The 20,088-nt window shown below is 69.8% G+C and carries 17 protein-coding genes and 1 other RNA gene; 5 read left to right on the top strand and 13 right to left on the bottom strand.

Going from position 1 to position 20,088, the window contains the following annotated elements:
- Positions 1 to 24: 24 nt before the first annotated feature.
- From pheT to rpmI, 4 genes are all read right to left on the bottom strand, one after another.
- Complete coding sequence (pheT, locus tag ACS5RC_RS11705; RefSeq protein ID WP_478344036.1) at positions 25 to 2,445, bottom strand: phenylalanine--tRNA ligase subunit beta; 2,421 nt, start codon at positions 2,443 to 2,445, stop codon at positions 25 to 27.
- Positions 2,446 to 2,527: 82 nt separating this feature from the next.
- Entirely contained in the window at positions 2,528 to 3,610 is a 1,083-nt protein-coding gene (pheS, locus tag ACS5RC_RS11710; RefSeq protein ID WP_478344037.1) for a phenylalanine--tRNA ligase subunit alpha, read from the bottom strand.
- Between the two features lie 173 nt (positions 3,611 to 3,783).
- The gene (gene rplT, locus ACS5RC_RS11715; protein ID WP_478344038.1) at positions 3,784 to 4,155 is read right to left on the bottom strand and encodes a 50S ribosomal protein L20; all 372 of its coding nucleotides are present in this window, start codon (positions 4,153 to 4,155) and stop codon (positions 3,784 to 3,786) included.
- 46 nt (positions 4,156 to 4,201) lie between these two features.
- Positions 4,202 to 4,405, bottom strand: a complete 204-nt coding sequence (rpmI, locus tag ACS5RC_RS11720; RefSeq protein WP_007561407.1) for a 50S ribosomal protein L35 — start codon at positions 4,403 to 4,405, stop codon at positions 4,202 to 4,204.
- A gap of 450 nt (positions 4,406 to 4,855) precedes the next feature.
- On the opposite strand from rpmI, the gene ACS5RC_RS11725 reads away from it, so the two are divergent.
- The 3 genes from ACS5RC_RS11725 (at position 4,856) to dapE (ending at position 9,716) form a co-directional block, all read left to right on the top strand.
- Entirely contained in the window at positions 4,856 to 5,989 is a 1,134-nt protein-coding gene (locus ACS5RC_RS11725) for a glycosyltransferase family 4 protein (protein WP_478344039.1), read from the top strand.
- Positions 5,990 to 6,152: 163 nt separating this feature from the next.
- Positions 6,153 to 8,474, top strand: a complete 2,322-nt coding sequence (locus ACS5RC_RS11730) for an amylo-alpha-1,6-glucosidase (RefSeq protein ID WP_478344040.1) — start codon at positions 6,153 to 6,155, stop codon at positions 8,472 to 8,474.
- 48 nt (positions 8,475 to 8,522) lie between these two features.
- A complete protein-coding gene (dapE, locus tag ACS5RC_RS11735) occupies positions 8,523 to 9,716 on the top strand; it encodes a succinyl-diaminopimelate desuccinylase (protein ID WP_478344041.1) in 1,194 nt (397 codons plus the stop codon).
- Here dapE and truA read toward each other — a convergent pair.
- The 4 genes from truA to recR all read right to left on the bottom strand — a co-directional run bounded on the left by truA (position 9,671) and on the right by recR (position 12,666).
- Positions 9,671 to 10,459 carry a tRNA pseudouridine(38-40) synthase TruA gene (gene truA / locus ACS5RC_RS11740; RefSeq protein ID WP_478344042.1) on the bottom strand — a complete coding sequence of 263 codons (789 nt, stop codon included), beginning with the start codon at positions 10,457 to 10,459 and terminating at the stop codon, positions 9,671 to 9,673. The genes dapE and truA overlap by 46 nt on opposite strands.
- 48 nt (positions 10,460 to 10,507) lie before the next feature.
- Positions 10,508 to 11,437, bottom strand: a complete 930-nt coding sequence (gene fmt / locus ACS5RC_RS11745; protein WP_478344043.1) for a methionyl-tRNA formyltransferase — start codon at positions 11,435 to 11,437, stop codon at positions 10,508 to 10,510.
- 7 nt (positions 11,438 to 11,444) lie between these two features.
- Positions 11,445 to 11,960 carry a peptide deformylase gene (gene def, locus ACS5RC_RS11750; RefSeq protein ID WP_478344044.1) on the bottom strand — a complete coding sequence of 172 codons (516 nt, stop codon included), beginning with the start codon at positions 11,958 to 11,960 and terminating at the stop codon, positions 11,445 to 11,447.
- A 100-nt stretch (positions 11,961 to 12,060) separates the two neighbouring features.
- Positions 12,061 to 12,666, bottom strand: coding sequence for a recombination mediator RecR (recR, locus tag ACS5RC_RS11755; RefSeq protein WP_478344045.1), 606 nt, complete (start codon positions 12,664 to 12,666; stop codon positions 12,061 to 12,063).
- Positions 12,667 to 13,127: 461 nt separating this feature from the next.
- Between recR and ACS5RC_RS11760 the strand changes: the two genes are divergently transcribed.
- Entirely contained in the window at positions 13,128 to 14,747 is a 1,620-nt protein-coding gene (locus tag ACS5RC_RS11760) for a phosphoenolpyruvate carboxykinase (protein WP_478344046.1), read from the top strand.
- 62 nt (positions 14,748 to 14,809) lie between these two features.
- Here ACS5RC_RS11760 and ACS5RC_RS11765 read toward each other — a convergent pair whose 3' ends face one another.
- From ACS5RC_RS11765 to ACS5RC_RS11785, 5 genes are all read right to left on the bottom strand, one after another.
- Positions 14,810 to 15,568 carry a class I SAM-dependent methyltransferase gene (locus ACS5RC_RS11765; protein ID WP_478344047.1) on the bottom strand — a complete coding sequence of 253 codons (759 nt, stop codon included), beginning with the start codon at positions 15,566 to 15,568 and terminating at the stop codon, positions 14,810 to 14,812.
- 8 nt (positions 15,569 to 15,576) lie between these two features.
- Positions 15,577 to 15,900: a YbaB/EbfC family nucleoid-associated protein gene (locus ACS5RC_RS11770; RefSeq protein ID WP_478344048.1), complete on the bottom strand. Its 324-nt coding sequence runs from the start codon at positions 15,898 to 15,900 to the stop codon at positions 15,577 to 15,579.
- 62 nt (positions 15,901 to 15,962) lie between these two features.
- Entirely contained in the window at positions 15,963 to 17,882 is a 1,920-nt protein-coding gene (locus ACS5RC_RS11775) for a DNA polymerase III subunit gamma/tau (RefSeq protein ID WP_478344049.1), read from the bottom strand.
- A gap of 75 nt (positions 17,883 to 17,957) precedes the next feature.
- An RNA gene (gene ffs, locus ACS5RC_RS11780) (signal recognition particle sRNA small type) lies at positions 17,958 to 18,056 on the bottom strand.
- A gap of 84 nt (positions 18,057 to 18,140) precedes the next feature.
- Complete coding sequence (locus ACS5RC_RS11785; protein WP_478344050.1) at positions 18,141 to 18,401, bottom strand: PepSY domain-containing protein; 261 nt, start codon at positions 18,399 to 18,401, stop codon at positions 18,141 to 18,143.
- Between the two features lie 126 nt (positions 18,402 to 18,527).
- Here ACS5RC_RS11785 and ACS5RC_RS11790 point away from each other — a divergent pair, with 126 nt between their 5' ends.
- A complete protein-coding gene (locus tag ACS5RC_RS11790; protein WP_478344051.1) occupies positions 18,528 to 20,063 on the top strand; it encodes a YifB family Mg chelatase-like AAA ATPase in 1,536 nt (511 codons plus the stop codon).
- Positions 20,064 to 20,088: the final 25 nt, after the last annotated feature.

Genomic DNA, 20,088 nt, shown 5'->3' on the forward strand with positions numbered 1-20,088 from the left:
CCCTGTCGATCGACCGGCCGTATGTCAGGTCCGCAGGCTGGCGCCGGTCTTGCGCGCCACCTCGGCGACGATCCGGCCGCTGACGGCCTCGATCTCGGCATCAGTCAACGTGCGCTCGACGGGCTGGAGGCGCACGGCGATCGCCACGGATTTCGAGCCCTCCGGGATGCCGGTGCCCTCGTAGACGTCGAACACGTCGATCCCGGCGATGAGCTTGCGCTCGGCCGCCTGCGCGGCGCGCACGATCTCGCCCGCCGGCACGTCGCGCCCGACCACGAAGGCGAAGTCGCGCGCGATCGGCTGGAAGTCCGACAGGGCCAGGGCGGGCTTCGCCTTGGTCGGCCGATGCTTCGGCAGGGGCAGGGCGCCGAGATCGATCTCGAAGGCCACCAGCGTGCCCTTGAGGTCGAGGGCCCTGACGACCCGGGGGTGTAGCTCCCCGAAATAGCCGACGGGGTTCCGCGGCCCGAACTGCAATGTGCCGGAGCGCCCCGGATGCAGCCAGGCCGGGCCGCCCGCGACGACCTGCAGGCCGCCGGTCGGCATGCCGAGGCCGGCGAGGAGCGCCAGCGCGTCGGCCTTGGCCGCGAACGCGTCGACGGCCGGTGCGGTGCCGTCCCAGTGGCGGCCCGCGCCCGTGAAGCCGGCGCTGCCGCGGCGCAGGCCCGCCGCCCGGATGCTCTGGCCCTCGGGCTGATCGCTGCCGAAGCACTGGCCGACCTCGAACAGAGCGACGTCGGGATAGCCGCGGTCGGCGTTGCGCTGGGCCGCGCGCGCCAGACCCGGCACGAGGCTCGGACGCATGTCAGAGAGCTCCGAGGCGATCGGGTTGGCGAGCACCAGATCCGCGCCGCCGCCGCCGAACAGCACCGCATCCGCGTGCGGGATGAACGACCACGTCATGGCCTCCATCAGGCCGCGGCTCGCCAGCGCGCGCTTGGCGAGCCGGGTGCGCTTCTGGATCGGCGTCAGCACCGGCCGCGTCACGGTCGCGGAATGGGGCAGGGGCCTCGGCTCGATCCGGTCGAGACCGGCGATGCGGATGATCTCCTCGACGAGATCGGCCTTGCCCTCGATGTCGGGGCGCCACGAGGGCGTGAGCACCGTCACCCGGTCGCCCGAGCCCGCCACGTGGAAGCCGAGGGCCTCGAGGATCGCCCGCATCTCGGGCTGGAGGATCTCGATACCGGCGAGCCGACGCACCTCCGTCCAGGGGAAGTCGATGGTGCGCTCGCTCTCGGGCGGCTCGCCCGCGATCAGCGCCTCGCTCGGGCTGCCGCCGCAAAGGTCCATCACCAGTTGGGTGGCGTGGTCGAGGCCGGGGAGCGCGAAGGCCGGATCGACGCCGCGCTCGAATCGGTAGCGGGCATCGGTCACCACCCCGAGCCGGCGGCCGGTCTGGGCGATGTTGGCCGGATCCCAGAGCGCCGATTCGATCAGCACGTCGGTCGTGCCCTCGTCGCAGCCGGACGCCTCGCCGCCGATGATGCCGGCGATCGACTCGACGCCGTTCCCGTCGGCGATCACCACCATCTCGGCGCTCAGCGCGTGGACGCGCCCGTCGAGCGCCTTCAGGCTCTCGCCCTCCCGCGCCCGGCGCACGACCAATCCCCCCGCAACCTTGGCGGCATCGAAGACGTGGAGCGGCCGGCCGCGGTCGAAGGTCATGTAGTTGGTGATGTCGACCAGGGCGTTGATCGGGCGCAGGCCGATCGCCCGCAGCCGCGCCTGCATCCACTCGGGCGAGGGTCCGTTGCGGACGCCGCGCACGAGGCGCAGGGCGAAGAGCGGGCAGAGATCGCGATCGTGCTCGGAAAACGCGAGCGTCACCGGCACGGGGCAGGGGCCCTCGCCGCGCACGGGGGGCCGGGGCACCGGCTTCAGCGTGCCGATCCCGGTCGCCGCCAGATCGCGGGCGATCCCCGAGACGGCCGTGCAATCCGGCCGGTTCGGCGTCAGGTTGATCTCGATGACCGGATCGTCGAGCCCGGCATAGAGGGCGTAGGGCGTGCCGACGGGAGCGTCCTCGGGCAGGTCGAGGATGCCGTCGTGATCGTCGCCGAGGCCGAGCTCGGCCCCCGAGCAGAGCATACCGCGGCTCTCGACGCCCCGGATGGTGCCGACCGATAGGGTGATGGCCTTGCCGGGCACGTAGGTGCCGGGCGGCGCGAACACGGACTTCATGCCCGCCCGCGCGTTCGGCGCGCCGCAGACGACCTGCACGGGCGCTCCGGTCCCGGTATCGACCGAGCAGACCCGCAGGCGGTCGGCGTTCGGATGCTGCTCGGCGCTGAGCACCTTCGCGACGATGTAGGGCTTCAGGTCCGCGGCCTTGTCGGCGATGCCCTCCACCTCGAGCCCGATCCGCGTCAGCGTCTCGGCGATCTCGTCGAGCGCGGCGCCGGTATCGAGATGGTCCTTGAGCCAGGAGAGCGTGAATTTCATCGGGGATGTCCCTCGGCTCGCGCCCCGCAGGTCGGCGCGCCGTTCAGGATGCGCGGGCGGCCGGACGCGGCCGCCGATGGAATCAGGATGTCAGCCCGCCGACCAGGCTCGGCACGTCGAGCGGCCGGAAGCCGTAATGCTCCAGCCAGCGCATGTCGGCCTCGAAGAACGGGCGAAGGTCCGGCATGCCGTATTTGAGCATGGCGATGCGGTCGAGGCCGACGCCGAAGGCGAAACCCTGGTGGGTGTCGGGATCGAGGCCGCAATTGCGCAGCACGTTCGGGTGGACCATGCCGCAGCCCAGGATCTCCAGCCAATCCGTGCCCTCGCCGAAGCGGATCTCGCCGCCCTTGCGCGCGCACTGGATGTCGACCTCCGCCGAGGGCTCGGTGAAGGGGAAGAACGAGGGGCGGAAGCGCATCTTCACGGCATCCACCTCGAAGAAGGCCTTGCAGAACTCCTCCAGCACCCATTTCAGGTTGGCGATGGTGGCCGACTTGTCGATCACCAGCCCCTCGACCTGATGGAACATCGGCGTGTGGGTCTGGTCCGAATCGTGCCGGTAAGTCCGCCCCGGGATGATCACCCGGATCGGCGGCTCCTGGGAGCGCATCGTGCGGATCTGGACCGGCGAGGTGTGGGTGCGCAGCACCTTGCGCTTCCCGTCGCGGTCGGGCGCCAGGAAGAAGGTGTCGTGCATCTCACGCGCCGGATGGCCGGGCGGGAAGTTGAGCGCGGTGAAGTTCAGCTCGTCCGTCTCGATGTCGGGGCCCTCGGCCACCGCGAAACCCATGTCGGCGAAGATCGCCGTGACCTCATCGATCACTTGCGAGATCGGGTGGATCCGGCCGCGCGCCTCGGGCGATTCCCGCACCGGAAGGGTGACGTCGATCCGCTCGGCCGCGAGCCGGGCCTCAAGCGCGGCCTCCGCCAGCGCCTCGCGCCGCCGGGCGAGCGCAGTCTGCACCCGGTCGCGCAGACCGTTAATCAGGGGCCCGCGCAGCTTGCGCTCGTCGGGCGTCATCGCGCCCAGGGTCTTCAGCAGCTCCGAGACGCTGCCCTTCTTGCCCAGCGCCGAGACCCGGACGGATTCGAGGGCGGCCTCGTCCGAGGCCGTCTCGACCTGGGCGAGCAGATCGCGTTCGAGCGTGTCGAGGTCGGTCATTCGCGTCCTACGCCTTGCCTCGCGCCGTGCACGGCGGCTTCGGGGCGCGTACATCGCGGGTCGCGCGCGCCGAGGCAAGCGCCGAGCCCGGTAGGCCACCCCGGAAATGACGAGGGCGCGGCGCATTCCTGCACCGCGCCCACCAGAACGACGCCGTCGGCGCCGTTCGAGACTTACGCGGCCTTGGCGGCCGGCAGGGCTGCCTTGGCCTTCTCGACCACGACCGCGAAGCTCGCGGGCTCATGGATCGCGAGTTCGGACAGGGCCTTGCGGTCGACGACGATGCCGGACTTCGCCAGGCCGTCGATGAAGCGCGAGTAGGTCAGGCCGTGCTCGCGGACCGCGGCGTTGAGGCGCTGGATCCAGAGGGCGCGGAAGGTGCGCTTCTTGTTCTTACGGTCGCGGTAGGCATACTGCATGCCCTTCTCCACCGCCTGCTTGGCGACGCGGATCGTATTCTTGCGCCGGCCGTAATAGCCCTTGGCGGCCTTGAGGACTTTTTTGTGCTTCGCGTGACTGGTCACGCCGCGCTTGACGCGGGCCATCGGGATTCTCCTGGATTACTGAAGCTGGATTCGCTGGGACGAAGACTTACCGTGCGTTGGGCAGGAAGTACTTCTTCACGTTGGCGGCGTCGCCCTCGAACAGGGTCGTGGTGCCGCGCAGGTTGCGGATCTGCTTCGTCGTCCGCTTGATCATCCCGTGGCGCTTGCCGGCCTGGGCGTACATCACCTTGCCGGTGCCGGTGATCTTGAAGCGCTTCTTGGCGCCCGATTTGGTCTTCAGCTTGGGCATTTGGCTCTCCGATGCGCAAAGCCCTCCGACCGGATGTCCGGGGAGGTTTGCGCGAAGTTGCTTCTGATGGAGCAGCACGAGCCGCCACGGCAGCCCTATCGGCCGGGCGGTTCGACGCGGGGCGGCTTATGACAGAAACGAGACGCCGCTTCAATGCCCGCCCGCGGCGGAACCTTCGCCCGCGGCAGGCTCGTTACCTGCGGCAGGACCCTCGTGGAACGGCCGGCCTCGGCGCAGTCGCCCCGGAGGAGGCCGCGCACGCGGCTCTCCCGGGCCCGATTCGGCCCCGCCCTTGAGGAAAGCGGGGACGGGATTGCGCGCCGCACAAAAGTCCCGTGACGGCGCCCGGGCCAAGGAACCATAAACCTTGGCCGTCCGTTCTGTTCATGTCCCACTCAGGCCCGATCGGGTTAGATCCCCGCAATTCCGGCCTTCACAGGAGACACTTTCGTGCGCATTGCCCAGATTGCCCCGCTTTCGGAGGCCGTCCCTCCGAAGTTCTACGGCGGCACCGAGCGCGTCGTCAGCTGGATCACAGAAGAACTCGTCCGTCAGGGCCACGATGTCACCCTGTTCGCCAGCGGCGACTCGCAGACCAGCGCGAAGCTCGCGGCCTGCACGCCGGAGGGCCTGCGGCTCCTCGGCTACCGCGACCACACGGCGAGCCACCTCGCCATGCTGCATCAGGTGCATCGGCGCGCGCACGAATTCGACATCCTGCACTTCCATATCGACCTGCTCCAGTACCCGATGTTCGAGGACCTGAACCACAAGTGCATCACCACGATGCACGGTCGCCTCGACGTTCCGGATTTCATGCCGGTCTACAAGACCTTCACGGGCATGCCCCTGGTGTCGATCTCCGACAACCAGCGCGAGCCGATGCCCCCGACGGTCAACTGGCTCTCGACGATCCACCACGGCCTGCCGCAGCAGAACTGCCCGTTCTACCCCGAGTCGAAGGGCGGCTATCTCGCCTTCCTCGGCCGGATCTCCCCCGAGAAGCGCCCCGACCGGGCGATCGAGATGGCGATCCGCTCGGGCGTGCCGCTGAAGATCGCTGCCAAGGTCGACAAGGCGGACCAGGATTACTGGGACGAGGTCATCGAGCCGATGATCCACCACCCGCTGATCGAGTATATCGGCGAGATCAACGAGGAGCAGAAGAAGGATTTCCTCGGCAACGCGCTCGCGCTCGCCTTCCCGATCGACTGGCCGGAGCCCTTCGGCCTGGTCATGATCGAGGCGATGTCGGCCGGCACCCCGGTGATCGCCTTCCGCAACGGCTCGGTCCCCGAGGTGATCAAGGACGGCGTCGGCGGCGTGCTCTGCGAGACGATGGACGATGCGGTCGCCGCGGTCGACACGGTCAAGACCATGAGCCGCGCCGGCGTGCGCCGGCACTTCGAGACCGGCTTTACGGCCGAGTGCATGGTCAAGAAGTACGTCGCCGCCTACGAGGCGCTGATCGCCCGGCAGGGCGAGGTGATCAAGCTGCCGAAGGCGGCGGCCTTCGCGCCGCAATACGGCGACATCAACGGGACCGCGCGGCCGGCGATCTCGGTCGCGGCGATGCCGGCCTGACCGGACGCGGCACCGGGCTTGCAGGGCTCGCAAAGCCCTTGCCGGCGTCGTAGAAGCGCCTCACTCGCACGGTCACAAGGGCCGCCGCATCGCCCGATGCGGCGGCCCTGTCGATTCGCAGCGATCGCATCCTCGACAACCCCCGAACCGGAGAAGCCCAGGCATGGCGGAGAGCGTGACGGCGACGGTGCAGAGCGCGAAGCAGGCGACCTTGCGCGGCTTCCAGGACGCCGACGAGGTGCTGCCGCCCTATCACATCGAGGCGCAGACCTCGCTCGTGGAGCGCCCGCTGCGCTCCCTGAAGTTCGGCGAGGCCTTCGCGGTGCTCGATTCCTACGGCGACATCGGCGTGCAGCCGGGGCCGGAGGGGCTGTACTTCCAGGACACCCGCTACCTGTCCCGGCTCGGCCTGACGGTGGAGGATCAGCGCCCGCTGATGCTCTCCTCGGTGATGCAGGACGATAACGGCGCCCTCAGCGTCGACATGACGACGCCCGACATCCGCCTCGACGCCCAGGACGAGACCTCGATCCCCCGCGAGGTGATCGCGATCGAGCGCACCAAGTTCCTGTTCCGAGGCGCCTGCTACGACCGGATCGGCCTGCGCTCCTACGATTCGCGCCACCGCACCCTCAAGATCGCCGTGACCTTCGATGCGGATTTCCGCGACCTGTTCGAGGTGCGCGGCACCGACCGTCCGAAGCGCGGGCGCCGCGCCGTACAGGTGGCGAGCGAGACCGAGGTGCAGTTCCGCTACGTCGGCCTCGACGAGATCGTGCGCACCACCTCCCTGCATTTCGGCCCGACGCCCAACCTGCTGGAGCCGGGCCGGGCGGTGTTCGAGGTCTCGCTGCCGCCCGAGGGCCGGGTCTCGCTGTTCATCCGGGTGATGTTCGAGACGCACAAGGCCTTCACCAGCGCCCCCGCCGCGGCGCAGGTCGGCGAGGACGCCGCCGCCAAGCTCTCGCTCGCGGCCGGCAGCACCGTGACGCGCCCGCCCAAGGGGCTCGGCGAGGGCACGATCTTCGCGCGCGCCTATCGCGACGCCCGGCGCGACCTGCGCCAGCTCACCGCCGGCATCACGACGGTGATCTCCTCGAACGACCAGTTCAACGAGGCGGCCTGCCGCGCGACCGCCGATCTCTACATGCTGGCGAGCCGCACGCCCGAGGGCATCTACCCCTTCGCGGGCATCCCCTGGTACTCCACGGTGTTCGGGCGCGACGGCATCATCACGGCGATGATGACGCTCTGGATCGACCCGAACTTCGCCAAGGGCGTGCTGCGCTACCTCGCCTCGACCCAGGCGAAGGCGGTCGACCCCGCGGCCGACGCGCAGCCCGGCAAGGTCCTGCACGAGACGCGCCGCGGCGAGATGGCGATGCTCGGGGAGGTGCCGTTCCGGCACTATTACGGCACCATCGACGGCACGCCGCTCTTCGTGATGCTGGCCTGGGAATATTACGCGGTGACGGGCGACCGCGAGACCATCGCCCGGATCTGGCCGGCGCTCGAACTCGCGCTCACCTGGATGAACCAGTACGGCGACCGCGACGGGGACGGATTCGTCGAATACGCCCGCGACACCGACAAGGGCCTGGAGAACCAGGGCTGGAAGGACAGCCACGATTCGATCTTCCACGCCGACGGCCAGCTCGCCAAGGGTCCGATCGCGCTGTGCGAGGTCCAGGGCTACGTCTACGCCGCCAAGAACGGCATGGCCAAGCTCGCGGCCATGCTCGGCCACGACGCCATGGCGGAGACCCTGACGAACCAGGCCCGGGAGCTGCGGGAGGCCTTCGACACGGCGTTCTGGAACGAGGAGATCGGCACCTACGCGCTGGCCCTCGACGGCGCCAAGAAGCAATGCGCCGTCCGCTCCTCAAATGCGGGGCACGCCCTCTTCACCGGCATCGCCCTGCCGGAGCGGGCGGCGCGGGTCGCCGAGAACCTGCTCTCGAAGGACGGCTTCAACGGGTGGGGCGTGCGCACGATCGCCCGCGGCGAGGCCCGCTACAACCCGATGTCCTACCACAACGGCTCGATCTGGCCGCACGACAACGCCATGATCGCGATGGGGCTCGCCCGCTACGACCTCAAGCCGGAGGCGGCGCAGATCTTCCAGGGCATGTTCGAGACGGCGCTCTACCAGGACCAGAAGCGCCTGCCGGAGCTGTTCTGCGGCTTCATGCGGCGGCGCCAGCGCGGACCCGTCTCCTACCCGGTCGCCTGCTCGCCGCAGGCCTGGGCGGCGGCGGCCCCCTTCGCCTTCCTGGCCGCCTGCCTCGGGCTCGAGATCGACCACGGCCGCAACCGGATCCGCTTCCGCAACCCGATCCTGCCGCCCTTCCTCGACGGCATCTCGATCTTCAACCTGCGGCTCGGGGCCACGCGGGTCGACCTGAAGCTGCATCGCCACGAGGACGACGTGACCGTCACCGTGCTGCGTCGCCGGGGCGACGCGCAGGTGGCGATGGTGAAATAAGCCGGCCGCGGCGGTCCTGCCCGAGCCTGCACGAGTATCGGTGATCCCATGTACCCGGATGCGTCCGCCGTCGCCCTGGCCCAGGCCCTGATCCGCTGCCCCTCGGTGACGCCGGCCGAGGGGGGCGCCCTCGGGCTCCTGGCGGACCTCCTCGGCGAGGCCGGGTTCACGGTCGAGCGGCCGGTCTTCTCGGAACCGGGCACGCCCGATATCGAGAACCTCTACGCCCGCCGCGGCAGCGGCGGGCGCTGTCTCGTCTTCGCGGGACATACCGACGTCGTGCCGCCGGGCGATCCGGCGGCGTGGCGCCACGATCCGTTCGGCGGCGCCATCGCGGACGGGATGCTCTACGGGCGCGGCGCCGTCGACATGAAGGGCGGCATCGCCTGCATGCTCGCTGCCACGCTGGCCTTCCTGAAGGGGCGCGCGACCTTCGACGGCGCGATCGCCTTCCTGATCACCGGCGACGAGGAGGGACCGGCCGTCAACGGCACCGTGAAGCTGCTGGATTGGGCTCGCGCCCGCGGCGAGCGCTTCGACCATTGCGTGCTGGGCGAGCCGACGAACCCGAACGCGCTCGGCGAGATGATCAAGATCGGGCGGCGCGGCTCGCTCACGGGCACGATCACGGTGCACGGCCGCCAGGGCCACGTCGCCTACCCGCACCGGGCCGAGAACCCGATCCCCGGCATGCTGCGCCTTGCCTCCGCCCTCACCGCCGACCCGCTCGACGGGGGCACGACGCATTTCGACGCCTCGAACCTCGAGTTCACCACGATCGACGTCGGCAACCCGGCCACCAACGTGATCCCGGCGCAGGCGAAGGCCGTGTTCAACATCCGCTTCAACGAGGGCTGGAGCGCCGAGAGCCTCGGCGCCGAGATCCGCGCCCGGCTCGGCCGCGCGGCCGGCAACGCGATTCGCTACAGCCTCGATCTCCAGCCCTCGAACGCGCCCGCCTTCCTGACCCGGCCCGACGCCTTCACCGACCTCGTCAGCGCCGCCATCGAGGCCGAGACCGGGCGACGCCCGGCGCTCTCGACGACCGGCGGCACCTCGGACGCGCGCTTCATCAAGGATGCCTGCCCGGTGATCGAGTTCGGCCTCGTGGGCGAGACCATGCATCAGGTGGACGAGTGCGTGGCGGTGGCCGACCTGGAGCGCCTGACGGCAATCTACGGCCGCGTGCTCGACGCCTATTTCCCGGGCGACAGGGCGGGCTCGGCACCCGCTTCGGCGTAATCCACCCCCACGAACGTCAACCCGCAAGCCGGCGCCAGCGGGCCGCAGCGGTTCTTGGCGCCGGTCGCGAGGATTTCGGCCACGTCGTCGGCGCTGAGACGCCCGCAGCCCGCCAGCATCAGCGTGCCGACCATCGCCCGGACCTGATGGTGCAGGAAGGAGCGGGCGGAGGTCGCCACCACGATCTCGTCGAACAGGCCGAAGCGCTGCCGCACCACGTCGAGCTGCTCCAGGGTGCGCACCGGGCTCGCGGCCTGGCACTCCGCCGCCCGGAAGGCGGTGAAGTCGTGGCGCCCCAGGAGGCGCCGGGCCGCCGCCTGCATCGGCTCGACGGCGAGCGGCCACGGCACGTGCCAGACCTGGGCGCGGATGAGCGCCGCGGGGCTGCGCCGGTTGAGGATACGGTAGCGGTAGTGCCGGCGGATCGCGGAGTGGCGCGCGTCGAAGCTCTCCGGCACGATCTCGGCCGAGACCACGGCGACCGGGAGCGGGCGCAGATGCGCGTTCAGGGCGTCCCGCACCGTGTCGGTGCGCCAAGCTTTGGCCAGATCGAGATGGGCGACCTGATGGATGGCGTGCACGCCCGCATCGGTCCGACCGGCGCAGGTGAGCCGGACGCTCTCGCCGGAGAAGCGCAGCACCGCCGCTTCCAGGGCGCCCTGCACCGTCGGATCCTCGGCCTGACGCTGCCAGCCGCAGAACGGTCCGCCGTCATACTCGATGACGAGTTTGTAGCGGGGCATCTCAGCGAACCCGCCCCGATGACCGCCTCGGGAGAGCGGATCGGCGCGTCACGCCAAACGGGCCCCCGGCTCCAGCCGGGCACCGCGGAGGAACTCGGGTCCGGACGCGACGCCGCCCTTGCCGGCGCGGCGCAGCTCCAAGAGGCGGACGGCGCCCGCGCCGCAGGCGATGGTGCCGTCCATATCCAGCAGCGTGCCCGGCGCGCCCTCTACCGCGGCGGCGCACGCGCGCAGGACCTTCACCCGCTCCGATCCCTTGCCGAGATCGGCCTCAAAGAAGGCGCCGGGGAAGGGCGACAGGCCGTTGACGTGGCGCGCCACCACGGCGGCGTCGCGCGACCAGTCGATCCGCGCCTCGTCGTTGCTGATCTTGTGGGCGTAGACCACGCCCTCCTCGGCCTGCGCCACGAAGGCGAGGGTGCCCTGCCCGAGGGCGGCGAGCGCCCGGGCCATCAGCTCGGCGCCCACCGGCATCAGCGCGTCGTGCAGCTCGCCCGCGGTGGTGCCGGGGCCGATCGGGACGCGGGCCTCCAGGGCCACCGGCCCGGTATCCAGACCGGCCTCCATCCGCATCACGCCGACGCCGCTCTCAGCGTCCCCCGCCATCACGGCGCGCTGGATCGGAGCCGCCCCGCGCCAGCGCGGCAGCAACGAGCCGTGCAGGTTGAGGCAGCCGTGGCGCGGCAGGTCGAGGATCGCCTGCGGCAGCAGCATCCCGTAGGCGACCACCACGGCAACGTCGGCGCGATGCGCGGCGAAGGTCTCGGCGGCCTCCGGCGTCCGCAGGGTGGCGGGGGTGAGCACCGGGGCGCCGAGCGTCTCGGCCTGCGCGTGGACGGGAGAGGGGCGCAGCGCCATGCCGCGACCTGAGCGGGCCGGCGCGCGCGTGTAGACGGCCGCGATGTCGTGCCCGTCCGCCGCGATCCGCGCCAGCGTCGGCACCGCGAAATCCGGGGTGCCCATGAAGACGACGCGCATCCCGGCCTCAGGCCGCGTCGCGTTTGGCCGCCTTGGCGAATTTCTTCATCACGCGGTCGCGCTTCAGCTTCGAGATGTGGTCGATGAACAGCACGCCGTTGAGGTGATCGATCTCGTGCTGGAGGCAGGTGGCGAGCAGCCCGTCCGCCTCGATCTCCTGCTCGGTGCCGTCGAGGTCGCGGAAGCGCACGCGCACCCGGTCGGGTCGGATCACCTCGGCATAGTAATCGGGGATCGACAGGCAGCCCTCGTCGTAGCTGCGCGTCTCCTCGGAGGTCCAGGTGACCACCGGGTCGAGGAAGACCTGCGGCCGGCGCACGCCCTCCTCCTTCGAGGTATCGATGGTGATCAGGCGCTTGGGCACGCCGATCTGGATCGCCGCGAGCCCGACGCCGGGCGCGTCGTACATCGTCTCGAGCATGTCGTCCGCGAGGGCGCGGATCTCCTTCGTGACCGACCCGACGGGTTCGGAGGCGAGGCGCAGGCGCGAATCCGGCAGGATGACGAGGGGAAGGATGGCCATGAGTCGATCGGCGTGAGGCGGGATCAGGGACGCAATAGGGTCGCGCGAAGGGCCGGTCAAATAACGCCTTTCAGACCGATGCGCGCGGCTGCGGCCCGGCTCAGAACGCCGTCCGGCTCCGGATCGCGGCCGACAGGGTGCCCTCGTCGAGGTAGTCGAGCTCCCCGCCCACCGGCACCCCGTGGGCGAGGCGCGTCACCGTCAGGCCGAGATGCCGGATCGATTCCGTGACGTAGTGGGCCGTGGTCTGGCCGTCCACGGTGGCGTTGAGGGCCAGGATCAGCTCCTTGACGGCCGGGTCGCTCGCCCGCTCCACGAGGCGGGCGATGTTGAGGTGCTCCGGCCGCACGCCGTCGAGCGCCGAGAGCACGCCGCCGAGGACGTGGTAGCGCGCCGAGACGGCGCCGGAGCGCTCCAGCGCCCAGAGGTCCGAGACGTCCTCGACCACCACGAGCGTCGTCGGATCGCGGGTGGCATCGCGGCAGATCGTGCAGGGATCGCTGGTGTCGACGTTGCCGCAATCCCGGCAGACGACGATGCGCTCGACCGCGACGCGCATGGCGTCGGCGAGGGGGCCGAGCAGCGTGTCACGCTTTTTGATGAGCTGCAGCGCCGCGCGGCGGGCCGAACGGGGCCCGAGGCCCGGCATCCGCGCGAGCAGCTGGATCAGGCGCTCGATCTCGGGACCGGCGACGGCTTGTGGCATCGATGTCTCTCGTCTCGCGGGCGCCCCGATCCCGCAAGACGTTTGCGGGCCGCGGAACCCGTCGCGCGGCCTCCGCAGGCGGTCCTTAGCGGTGTTCGGGGCAATCGGGGAAGGCGCTTCGCCGGGTTACAATATAGGGCCTCCGTCGCGCGTTCGCCCGCCCCTGCGGCATCGTTCAGGCTACAGACAGGCGCATCGGACCAGCAGGGGCTGGTCAGGGCGCGACGAGGCATGTTCTCGCGCGGCGCGTCCTGAATTTGAGGCGCCGTCGTCTTCGACGAATAGGCCGAAAGTGCATGTTGACCGGACGGCGACGCCGTCCAACGAAGGAACCAGCGGGAGCGGTGAACCGGCGCGCGGCGGCCCTGTACGACCGCGCGGACGCTCTCGACGACGATCAACGGGATGGCCGGCCACGGCACGGCGATCTGCGGCGCGAACAGGGGCTCGGGAGGACAATCGTGAACAACAACGGTGAATTCAACGCGGGCCACGGCGCCGAGGCGATCGGTCTGCGCAACCTGAAGGCGGTCCACTGGAACCTCGAGGCGCCCCGCCTCTACGAGGAGTCTCTCGGCCGCCACGAGGGTCAGCTCGCCCGCGGCGGCGCGCTGGTCGCCACGACCGGCAGCCATACCGGCCGCTCGCCCAAGGACAAGTTCGTGGTGCGCGACGCCTCGACCGAGAACGAGATCTGGTGGGACAACAACGGCGCGATCACGCCCGAGCAGTTCGAGACGCTCTATCAGGACTTCCTGGCCCATGCCGAGGGCCGCGAGCTGTTCGCCCAGGATCTCTACGGCGGTGCCGACCCGTCCCACCGGGTGAAGGCGCGGGTCTTCACCGAGTTCGCGTGGCACTCGCTCTTCATCCGCAACCTGCTGATCCGGCCCGAACGCTCCGAGATCGCCGGCTACGTGCCCGACCTCACGATCATCGACCTGCCGAGCTTCCAGGCCGAGCCCGCCCGGCACGGCTGCCGCTCGAAGACCGTGATCGCCATCGACTTCGCGCGCAAGCTCGTGCTGATCGGCGGCTCGGCCTACGCGGGCGAGATGAAGAAGTCGGTCTTCACCTACCTCAACTACATCCTGCCGGGGCGCGGCGTGATGCCGATGCACTGCTCGGCCAACGCCGCGCTCGACGCCGAGGGCGGCTCGGCGATCTTTTTCGGGCTCTCGGGCACGGGCAAGACCACGCTGTCGAACGATTCCTCGCGCCAGCTTCTCGGCGACGACGAGCACGGCTGGTCGAACGAGGGCATCTTCAACTTCGAGGGCGGCTGCTACGCCAAGACGATCCGGCTCTCGCGCAACGCCGAGCCCGAGATCTACGCCACCACCGAGCGCTTCGGCACGGTGATGGAGAACGTGATCATCGACCCGCTCACCCGCGTGCCGGATTTCGACGACGCCTCGCTCACCGAGAACACCCGCTGCGCCTACCCGCTCGACTTCATCGCCAACGCGAGCGCCACGGGCCGGGCCGGGCACCCGAAGAACATCGTCATGCTGACCTGCGACGCCTTCGGGGTGATGCCCCCGATCGCCAAGCTGACGGGCGCCGAGGCGATGTACCATTTCCTCTCGGGCTACACCGCCAAGGTCGCGGGCACCGAGCGCGGCCTGACCGGGCCGGAGGCGACATTCTCGACCTGCTTCGGGGCGCCCTTCATGCCGCGCCACCCGAGCACCTACGGCAACCTGCTGCGCGACCTCATCGCCAAGCACAGCGTCGATTGCTGGCTCGTCAACACCGGCTGGACCGGGGGCGGCGTCGGCACCGGCCGCCGCATGCCGATCCGGGTGACGCGCCGACTCCTCACCGCGGCGCTCGACGGCTCGCTCTCGAAGGCGGAGTTCCGCCGCGACCCGTATTTCGGCCTCGCGGTGCCGGTCTCGGTGCCGGGCGTCGAGCCCCACATCCTCACCCCGGTGAAGACGTGGGCGAACAAGGCGCTCTTCGCGGAGACGGCCGCACGCTTGGTCGCTATGTTCAACGAAAACTTCAAACGCTTCGAAGCGCACGTGGATGCCGACGTGCAGGAAGCCCGCCCCACCTCCCAGTCTATCGCAGCTTAAAATGAGCGCGCCGCGGCCTTAAGGCCGCGGCGTTCGATAGAAGAGCAGTATTCAGCCGCCGCTTACACTCGGAAATACAACGAGTGATCGTGACCGTTCAGGATGTCGGCTGAGCGCAGGACAGGCGTCTCCGCGTAAATCGTAGCGATGCGCTCGGCGGCATCCGGAATATCGCGGAAGGCGCGCACGATCTCCCGGTAGCGTTTCGACAAAATCCGGGACTCGGGGTCGAGTCCAGTGACGCAGACAAGACCGGTCGGCGGGCAATCGACCAGCACGACGTCGAGATCAGGCCGGTAGGTCCGGAGGATCGGAATCAGCTTCCAGACATCGCCGGTCCACATGCCTTTGAGAAGATCGCTGCGATCGGCTGCCGGATCGCGGGTGGTCATCTCGACGTTCAGCGGCATGCAATCGTGCAGGACGATCAGCCCGTTCGGGTCAGAGACGGCCTCGGTATTGTAGAAATCCCGCAGCAGAAACTCGAACTGATGCAACCCGTCGAGGAAGGCGAGGTCGATCCCGCCACCGACGAGGGCGCGGACATCCGTCTCGGCAAAGAAGCGATCGCTGGTGCAGCGGTGCAGAAGCGTGCGCCGCTTGAGCTTGGTCACGTCCTCTTCCAGCACGTAGTCAGGGTCGATCCCGACTGCCGTGTCGCAGGCGATCCGGCAGAGCGCATGCCCGAAATGGACACCGATTTCCAGATAGTTCCGCGTCCCGCGCTTGCGTGCCAGCTCGGCCAGGAAGTCGATGTACAGGGTTCCGGCAAATTCCCGATGGAGATGAGCCGGCCGATTCGGCTTCAGGATATTGATCATCGGACGGCCTAGAAGGGGAGCTTCATGCCAGGCGGCAGAGGCAGCCCCTTGGTCAGCTCGGCCATCCGCTCCTGAGCCGTCTGCTCCGCCTTGACGCGGGCATCATTCATCGCAGCGACCACGAGATCTTCCAAGATTTCGCGCTCGTCGGCGACCATCAAGCTCGGATCGATCTGAACGGCCTTGACGAGCCCCTTCGCGGTCATCGTGACGCGGACCGCGTCACCGCCGGCCGCGCCCCTGACCTCAACGCCATCGAGCTCGGATTGCAGGGCCGCCATCTTCTCCTGCATGGCCTGAGCCTGCTTCATGATGCTCATGAGGTCGCGCATGCGGATCGATCCCGGTCCCGTGTTGTCCGTCACGCCCATGTAGGCCGGCACGCGGCGGAGCGCTACGCCTCACCCTCGTCCCCGTCCGCGGCGTCGGCCTCGCCCAGGATTTCCTGCTCGGCGGTCGCACCGGCATCCGGAAGCGGATCGCGGACGTCGACGATCTGCGCGCCGGGGAACCGCGCCATCACGGCGCGCACGAGAGGGTGAGCTGCCGCGCTCTCGCGCCGAACTTCGTTCTCGGCGCGCGCACGCTGCTCGAGAGTCGGCTCGCCCGCGTCCCGCGAGAGCGTCACGGTCCAGCGCTGTCCAGTCCAGAGATCGAGCGCCTTCGCGAGATCCGTCGCGAGCGTCTTGCGCCCACCCTCGGCCAAACGGAACTCAATCCGACCTGTCTCGAAGCGGACGAGGTGGACATCGCGCTCCAGTGCGGACTTCAGGAGAATATCGCGGCGCTGATCGGCGAGCGCCACAACGTCCTCGTAGCGGCGCAGGAGCGGACGTTCCGGCTCCTGAGCCACGACGAGCGTCGGTGCGACGACGGCCTCGGGGGCGGGCACGAGCGGCGGGCGTCCGGACGTGCCGAACGCGACAGCCCTCGGCGGATCGGGCTGGGCTGGCACGTCGACCGTCCTGGCAGGCGCAGCGCTCATCCCAGCAGGTGCTTCGCTCCGCCGCGCCGTATCGGAGCGCAGATCGGGGATTGGGGGGAGGGGAGGCCGGCCCGTCGCGGGACTTGGCTCTGGTCCCGACAGCGCCTCGGCATTGAGCTGCCGCAGGGCCTCGTCGGGTGTGGGAAGATCGGCTGCGTAGGCGAGGCGGACGAGAGCCATCTCGGCGGCCGCGAGAGGGCGCGGTGCGGTCTGCACCTCGGGCAGCGCCTTCAGGAGGATCTGCCAGGCTCGGGACAGGGCACGGACCGAAATTTTTTCGGCGAAGGCGCTACCCCGCACGCGCTCGACCTCGCTGAGGGTCGGATCGGCGCCGGCCGCCTCCGGGACGAGCTTGAGGCGGGTAACGAGGTGGGTGAAGCCGGCCAAGTCGGACAGAACGACGGCAGGATCGGCGCCGGAATCGTACTGAGCCCGCAACTCGGCGAAGGAGGCCGGAATATCGCCGCGCATCGCGGCCTCGAACAGGTCGACGATGCGCCCGCGATCCGCGAGACCGAGCATGTCGCGGACGCTCGCGGCCGAGACGGCGCCCGCTCCGTGCGCGATGGCCTGATCGAGCAGCGAGAGGGCGTCGCGCACAGAGCCCTCGGCAGCGCGGACGATGGCACCGAGCGCGGCATCCTCGGCCTCCACCCCCTCGGCCGAGCAGATCCGCCGGAGATGCGCGGCGAGCACGTCGGCCTCGACCCGGCGCAGGTCGAAGCGCTGGCAGCGCGATAGGATGGTGACCGGGACCTTGCGGATCTCTGTCGTCGCGAACACGAACTTCGCGTGGGGCGGCGGCTCCTCCAGCGTCTTCAGGAAGGCGTTGAAGGCCTTCTCCGAGAGCATGTGGACCTCGTCCACGATATAGACCTTGTACCGCGCCGAGACGGGCGCGTAGCGAATGCCGTCGATGATGCCGCGCACGTCGTCGATGCCGGTATGCGAGGCGGCATCCATCTCCAGCACGTCCATGTGCCGGGATTCCATGATGGCTTGGCAGTGGACGCCGAGTTCCGGCATCGTCACGGTCGGGCCCGTATCGGGCACGCCGGTGCGGGCGTAATTCAGGCCGCGAGCCAGGATGCGGGCGGTCGTGGTCTTGCCGACGCCGCGCACGCCGGTGAGCATCCAGGCCTGCGGGATGCGGTTGGCCGAAAAGGCATTGGCGAGGGTGCGGACCATCGCACCCTGCCCGATCAGGTCGTCGAAATGCTGGGGCCGGTACTTGCGCGCGAGGACCCGATAGGGGCTGGCCGCAGCTGGCGCCGCGGGGAACCCGGGAAGCCCCGGCTCATCGTCTGGGGTGCCCGTGCGCGCGTCCATGCAATCATCTGGCGGGGCGCTGCCGGGGCCGGACCGATCCTCGGCCCGGCGCGATCCGCGCCGCATCGGTGATGAGGGTGGGAGGCTGGACGAAGACCCGCTCGGTCTCGTTAGGGCTGCTTCCTTCCGGACCTGACCCGGTTGGCGAGTGAAACGTCCCTCGCCAACCCCCCGCCGCCTATATGGCCGGGCCGCCGCCCGGATGCAAGCTGCCCGTTCGGGCTGTGGATCGTTGGGTCAGGATGGCCCCGCCACCGGTCATTCGGCCTTGCGCTTGACGATGGCGAGCGTCTTCGGATCGAGCTTCAGGTCGACCCGCTTACCGCTGGCGTCGATCGCGTCGTCGACCTCGATCATGCCGTCGTCGAGTTCGATCTCCTTCCACTTGGTGAATCCTTCCTGGCGCAGCATGGCCTCGACCTTGGCCTGCTGCTCGGGCGGAAGCTTCTCGTCGGCCCGGGCGCCGGCCGCAGCCCCGGCGATCATCAGGGCGGCGAGGAGGGTCGTGATCGGGCGCATGGCTGCGTCTCCCATTTCTGGATTGTGGAGCGCAGAGAACTGGCCGACGCCGATGGGGTTCCGGCCTCGGTTGTGCCGGTCCTGTCCTACGCCTAGGTTTATCCTCTTCAGCCGAGGATTTGCCGCATGGTCACCCGCGTCGCCACCGTCGCGTTCGAGGGCATCGAGGCGCGCGCCGTCGACGTGCAGGTCCAGATCATCCCAGGGCTCGTGCACTTCGCCGTGGTGGGGCTTCCCGACAAGGCGGTGGCCGAATCGCGCGAGCGGGTGCGGGGCGCGCTGATCGCCTCGGGCCTCGCGCTCCCGGCCAAGCGCATCACCGTCAACCTAGCGCCTGCCGATCTGCCGAAGGAGGGATCGCATTACGACCTGCCGATCGCCCTCGGGGTGATGGCGGCAATCGGGGCATTGCCGGCGGATGCGCTCGCCGGCTACTGCGTGCTCGGCGAACTCGCCCTCGACGGGTCGATCACAGCGGTGAACGGTGTGCTGCCGGCGGCGATCGCTGCGGCCTCGCGCGGACTCGGGCTGATCTGCCCGGCCCGAAGCGGCCCCGAGGCGGCCTGGGCCGGCGGCGATCTCGATGTGCTGGCGCCGGGCTCGCTGATCCAGCTCGCCAACCACTTCAAGGGCAGCCAAGTCATGGCCCGCCCGGAACCGGCCATCGCGGCACCCGGCGGCCCCTTGCCGGACCTCTCGGATATCAAGGGCCAGGAAGGCGCCAAGCGCGCCCTGGAGATCGCGGCGAGCGGCGGCCACAATCTCCTGATGAACGGGCCGCCGGGCTCGGGCAAGTCGATGCTCGCGGCACGGCTACCCTCGATCCTGCCACCCCTGACGCCGCGCGAGCTGCTCGACATCTCGATGATCCAGTCGGTGGCCGGCGAGCTGCACGGGGGGGCGCTCTCGAACCGGCGCCCCTTCCGCCAACCGCACCATTCCGCCTCGATGGCGGCCCTGGTGGGCGGCGGCTTCGGGGCCCGGCCCGGGGAAGCGTCGCTCGCGCATGGGGGAGTCTTGTTCCTCGACGAGTTCCCCGAGTTCACCCCGCAGGTTCTCGACTCGCTGCGCCAGCCGATGGAAACCGGAACGGTGATGATCGCGCGGGCCAATCATCGCATCACCTACCCGGCCCGGTTCCAGCTCGTGGCCGCGATGAACCCATGCCGCTGTGGCCAAGCGTTCGAGCCCGGCTACACGTGCCGACGCGGTCCCAACGAGCGCTGCGCCGCACAGTATGGAGCGCGCATCTCCGGCCCGCTCCTCGACCGGATCGATCTGCGGATCGAGGTCGCAGCCGTCACCGCGGCGGACCTGATCCTGCCGCCACCGGCCGAGGGCTCGCGCGAGGCGGCGTCCCGGGTCGCGGCAGCCCGCCATCTGCAGAGCGCGCGCTACACGGCGCGCGGACTCGGGGAGGCGACGACCAACGCCACCTGTCCGGCGACGCTGATCGAGGAGGTGGCGAGTCCCGACCCGGACGGTGCGGCACTCATTCGGAGCGCGGCCGAGACGCTCCGCCTCTCCGCTCGTGGCTTCCATCGGACGCTCCGCGTCGCCCGTACCCTCGCCGATCTCGACGGCGAAGCGCGAGTACGCCGCGCACATCTCGCCGAGGCCCTCTCCTACCGGGGTCGCAGCGAGCGTGCGCCAGCTGCGTGAGCGGAGCCTGGATCGCGGGATGCGA

The organism is Methylobacterium sp. HJ2 (assembly GCF_056431005.1).

Excerpts from the sequence above, each read along its gene's own strand:
- pheT (WP_478344036.1), bottom strand. The coding sequence starts at position 2,445 with ATGAAATTCACGCTCTCCTGGCTCAAGGACCATCTCGATACCGGCGCC.
- pheS (WP_478344037.1), bottom strand. The coding sequence starts at position 3,610 with ATGACCGACCTCGACACGCTCGAACGCGATCTGCTCGCCCAGGTCGAG.
- rplT (WP_478344038.1), bottom strand. The coding sequence starts at position 4,155 with ATGGCCCGCGTCAAGCGCGGCGTGACCAGTCACGCGAAGCACAAAAAA.
- rpmI (WP_007561407.1), bottom strand. The coding sequence starts at position 4,405 with ATGCCCAAGCTGAAGACCAAATCGGGCGCCAAGAAGCGCTTCAAGATC.
- ACS5RC_RS11730 (WP_478344040.1), top strand. The coding sequence starts at position 6,153 with ATGGCGGAGAGCGTGACGGCGACGGTGCAGAGCGCGAAGCAGGCGACC.
- dapE (WP_478344041.1), top strand. The coding sequence starts at position 8,523 with ATGTACCCGGATGCGTCCGCCGTCGCCCTGGCCCAGGCCCTGATCCGC.
- truA (WP_478344042.1), bottom strand. The coding sequence starts at position 10,459 with ATGCCCCGCTACAAACTCGTCATCGAGTATGACGGCGGACCGTTCTGC.
- fmt (WP_478344043.1), bottom strand. The coding sequence starts at position 11,437 with ATGCGCGTCGTCTTCATGGGCACCCCGGATTTCGCGGTGCCGACGCTG.
- def (WP_478344044.1), bottom strand. The coding sequence starts at position 11,960 with ATGGCCATCCTTCCCCTCGTCATCCTGCCGGATTCGCGCCTGCGCCTC.
- recR (WP_478344045.1), bottom strand. The coding sequence starts at position 12,666 with ATGCCACAAGCCGTCGCCGGTCCCGAGATCGAGCGCCTGATCCAGCTG.
- ACS5RC_RS11765 (WP_478344047.1), bottom strand. The coding sequence starts at position 15,568 with ATGATCAATATCCTGAAGCCGAATCGGCCGGCTCATCTCCATCGGGAA.
- ACS5RC_RS11770 (WP_478344048.1), bottom strand. The coding sequence starts at position 15,900 with ATGCGCGACCTCATGAGCATCATGAAGCAGGCTCAGGCCATGCAGGAG.
- ACS5RC_RS11775 (WP_478344049.1), bottom strand. The coding sequence starts at position 17,882 with ATGGACGCGCGCACGGGCACCCCAGACGATGAGCCGGGGCTTCCCGGG.
- ACS5RC_RS11785 (WP_478344050.1), bottom strand. The coding sequence starts at position 18,401 with ATGCGCCCGATCACGACCCTCCTCGCCGCCCTGATGATCGCCGGGGCT.
- ACS5RC_RS11790 (WP_478344051.1), top strand. The coding sequence starts at position 18,528 with ATGGTCACCCGCGTCGCCACCGTCGCGTTCGAGGGCATCGAGGCGCGC.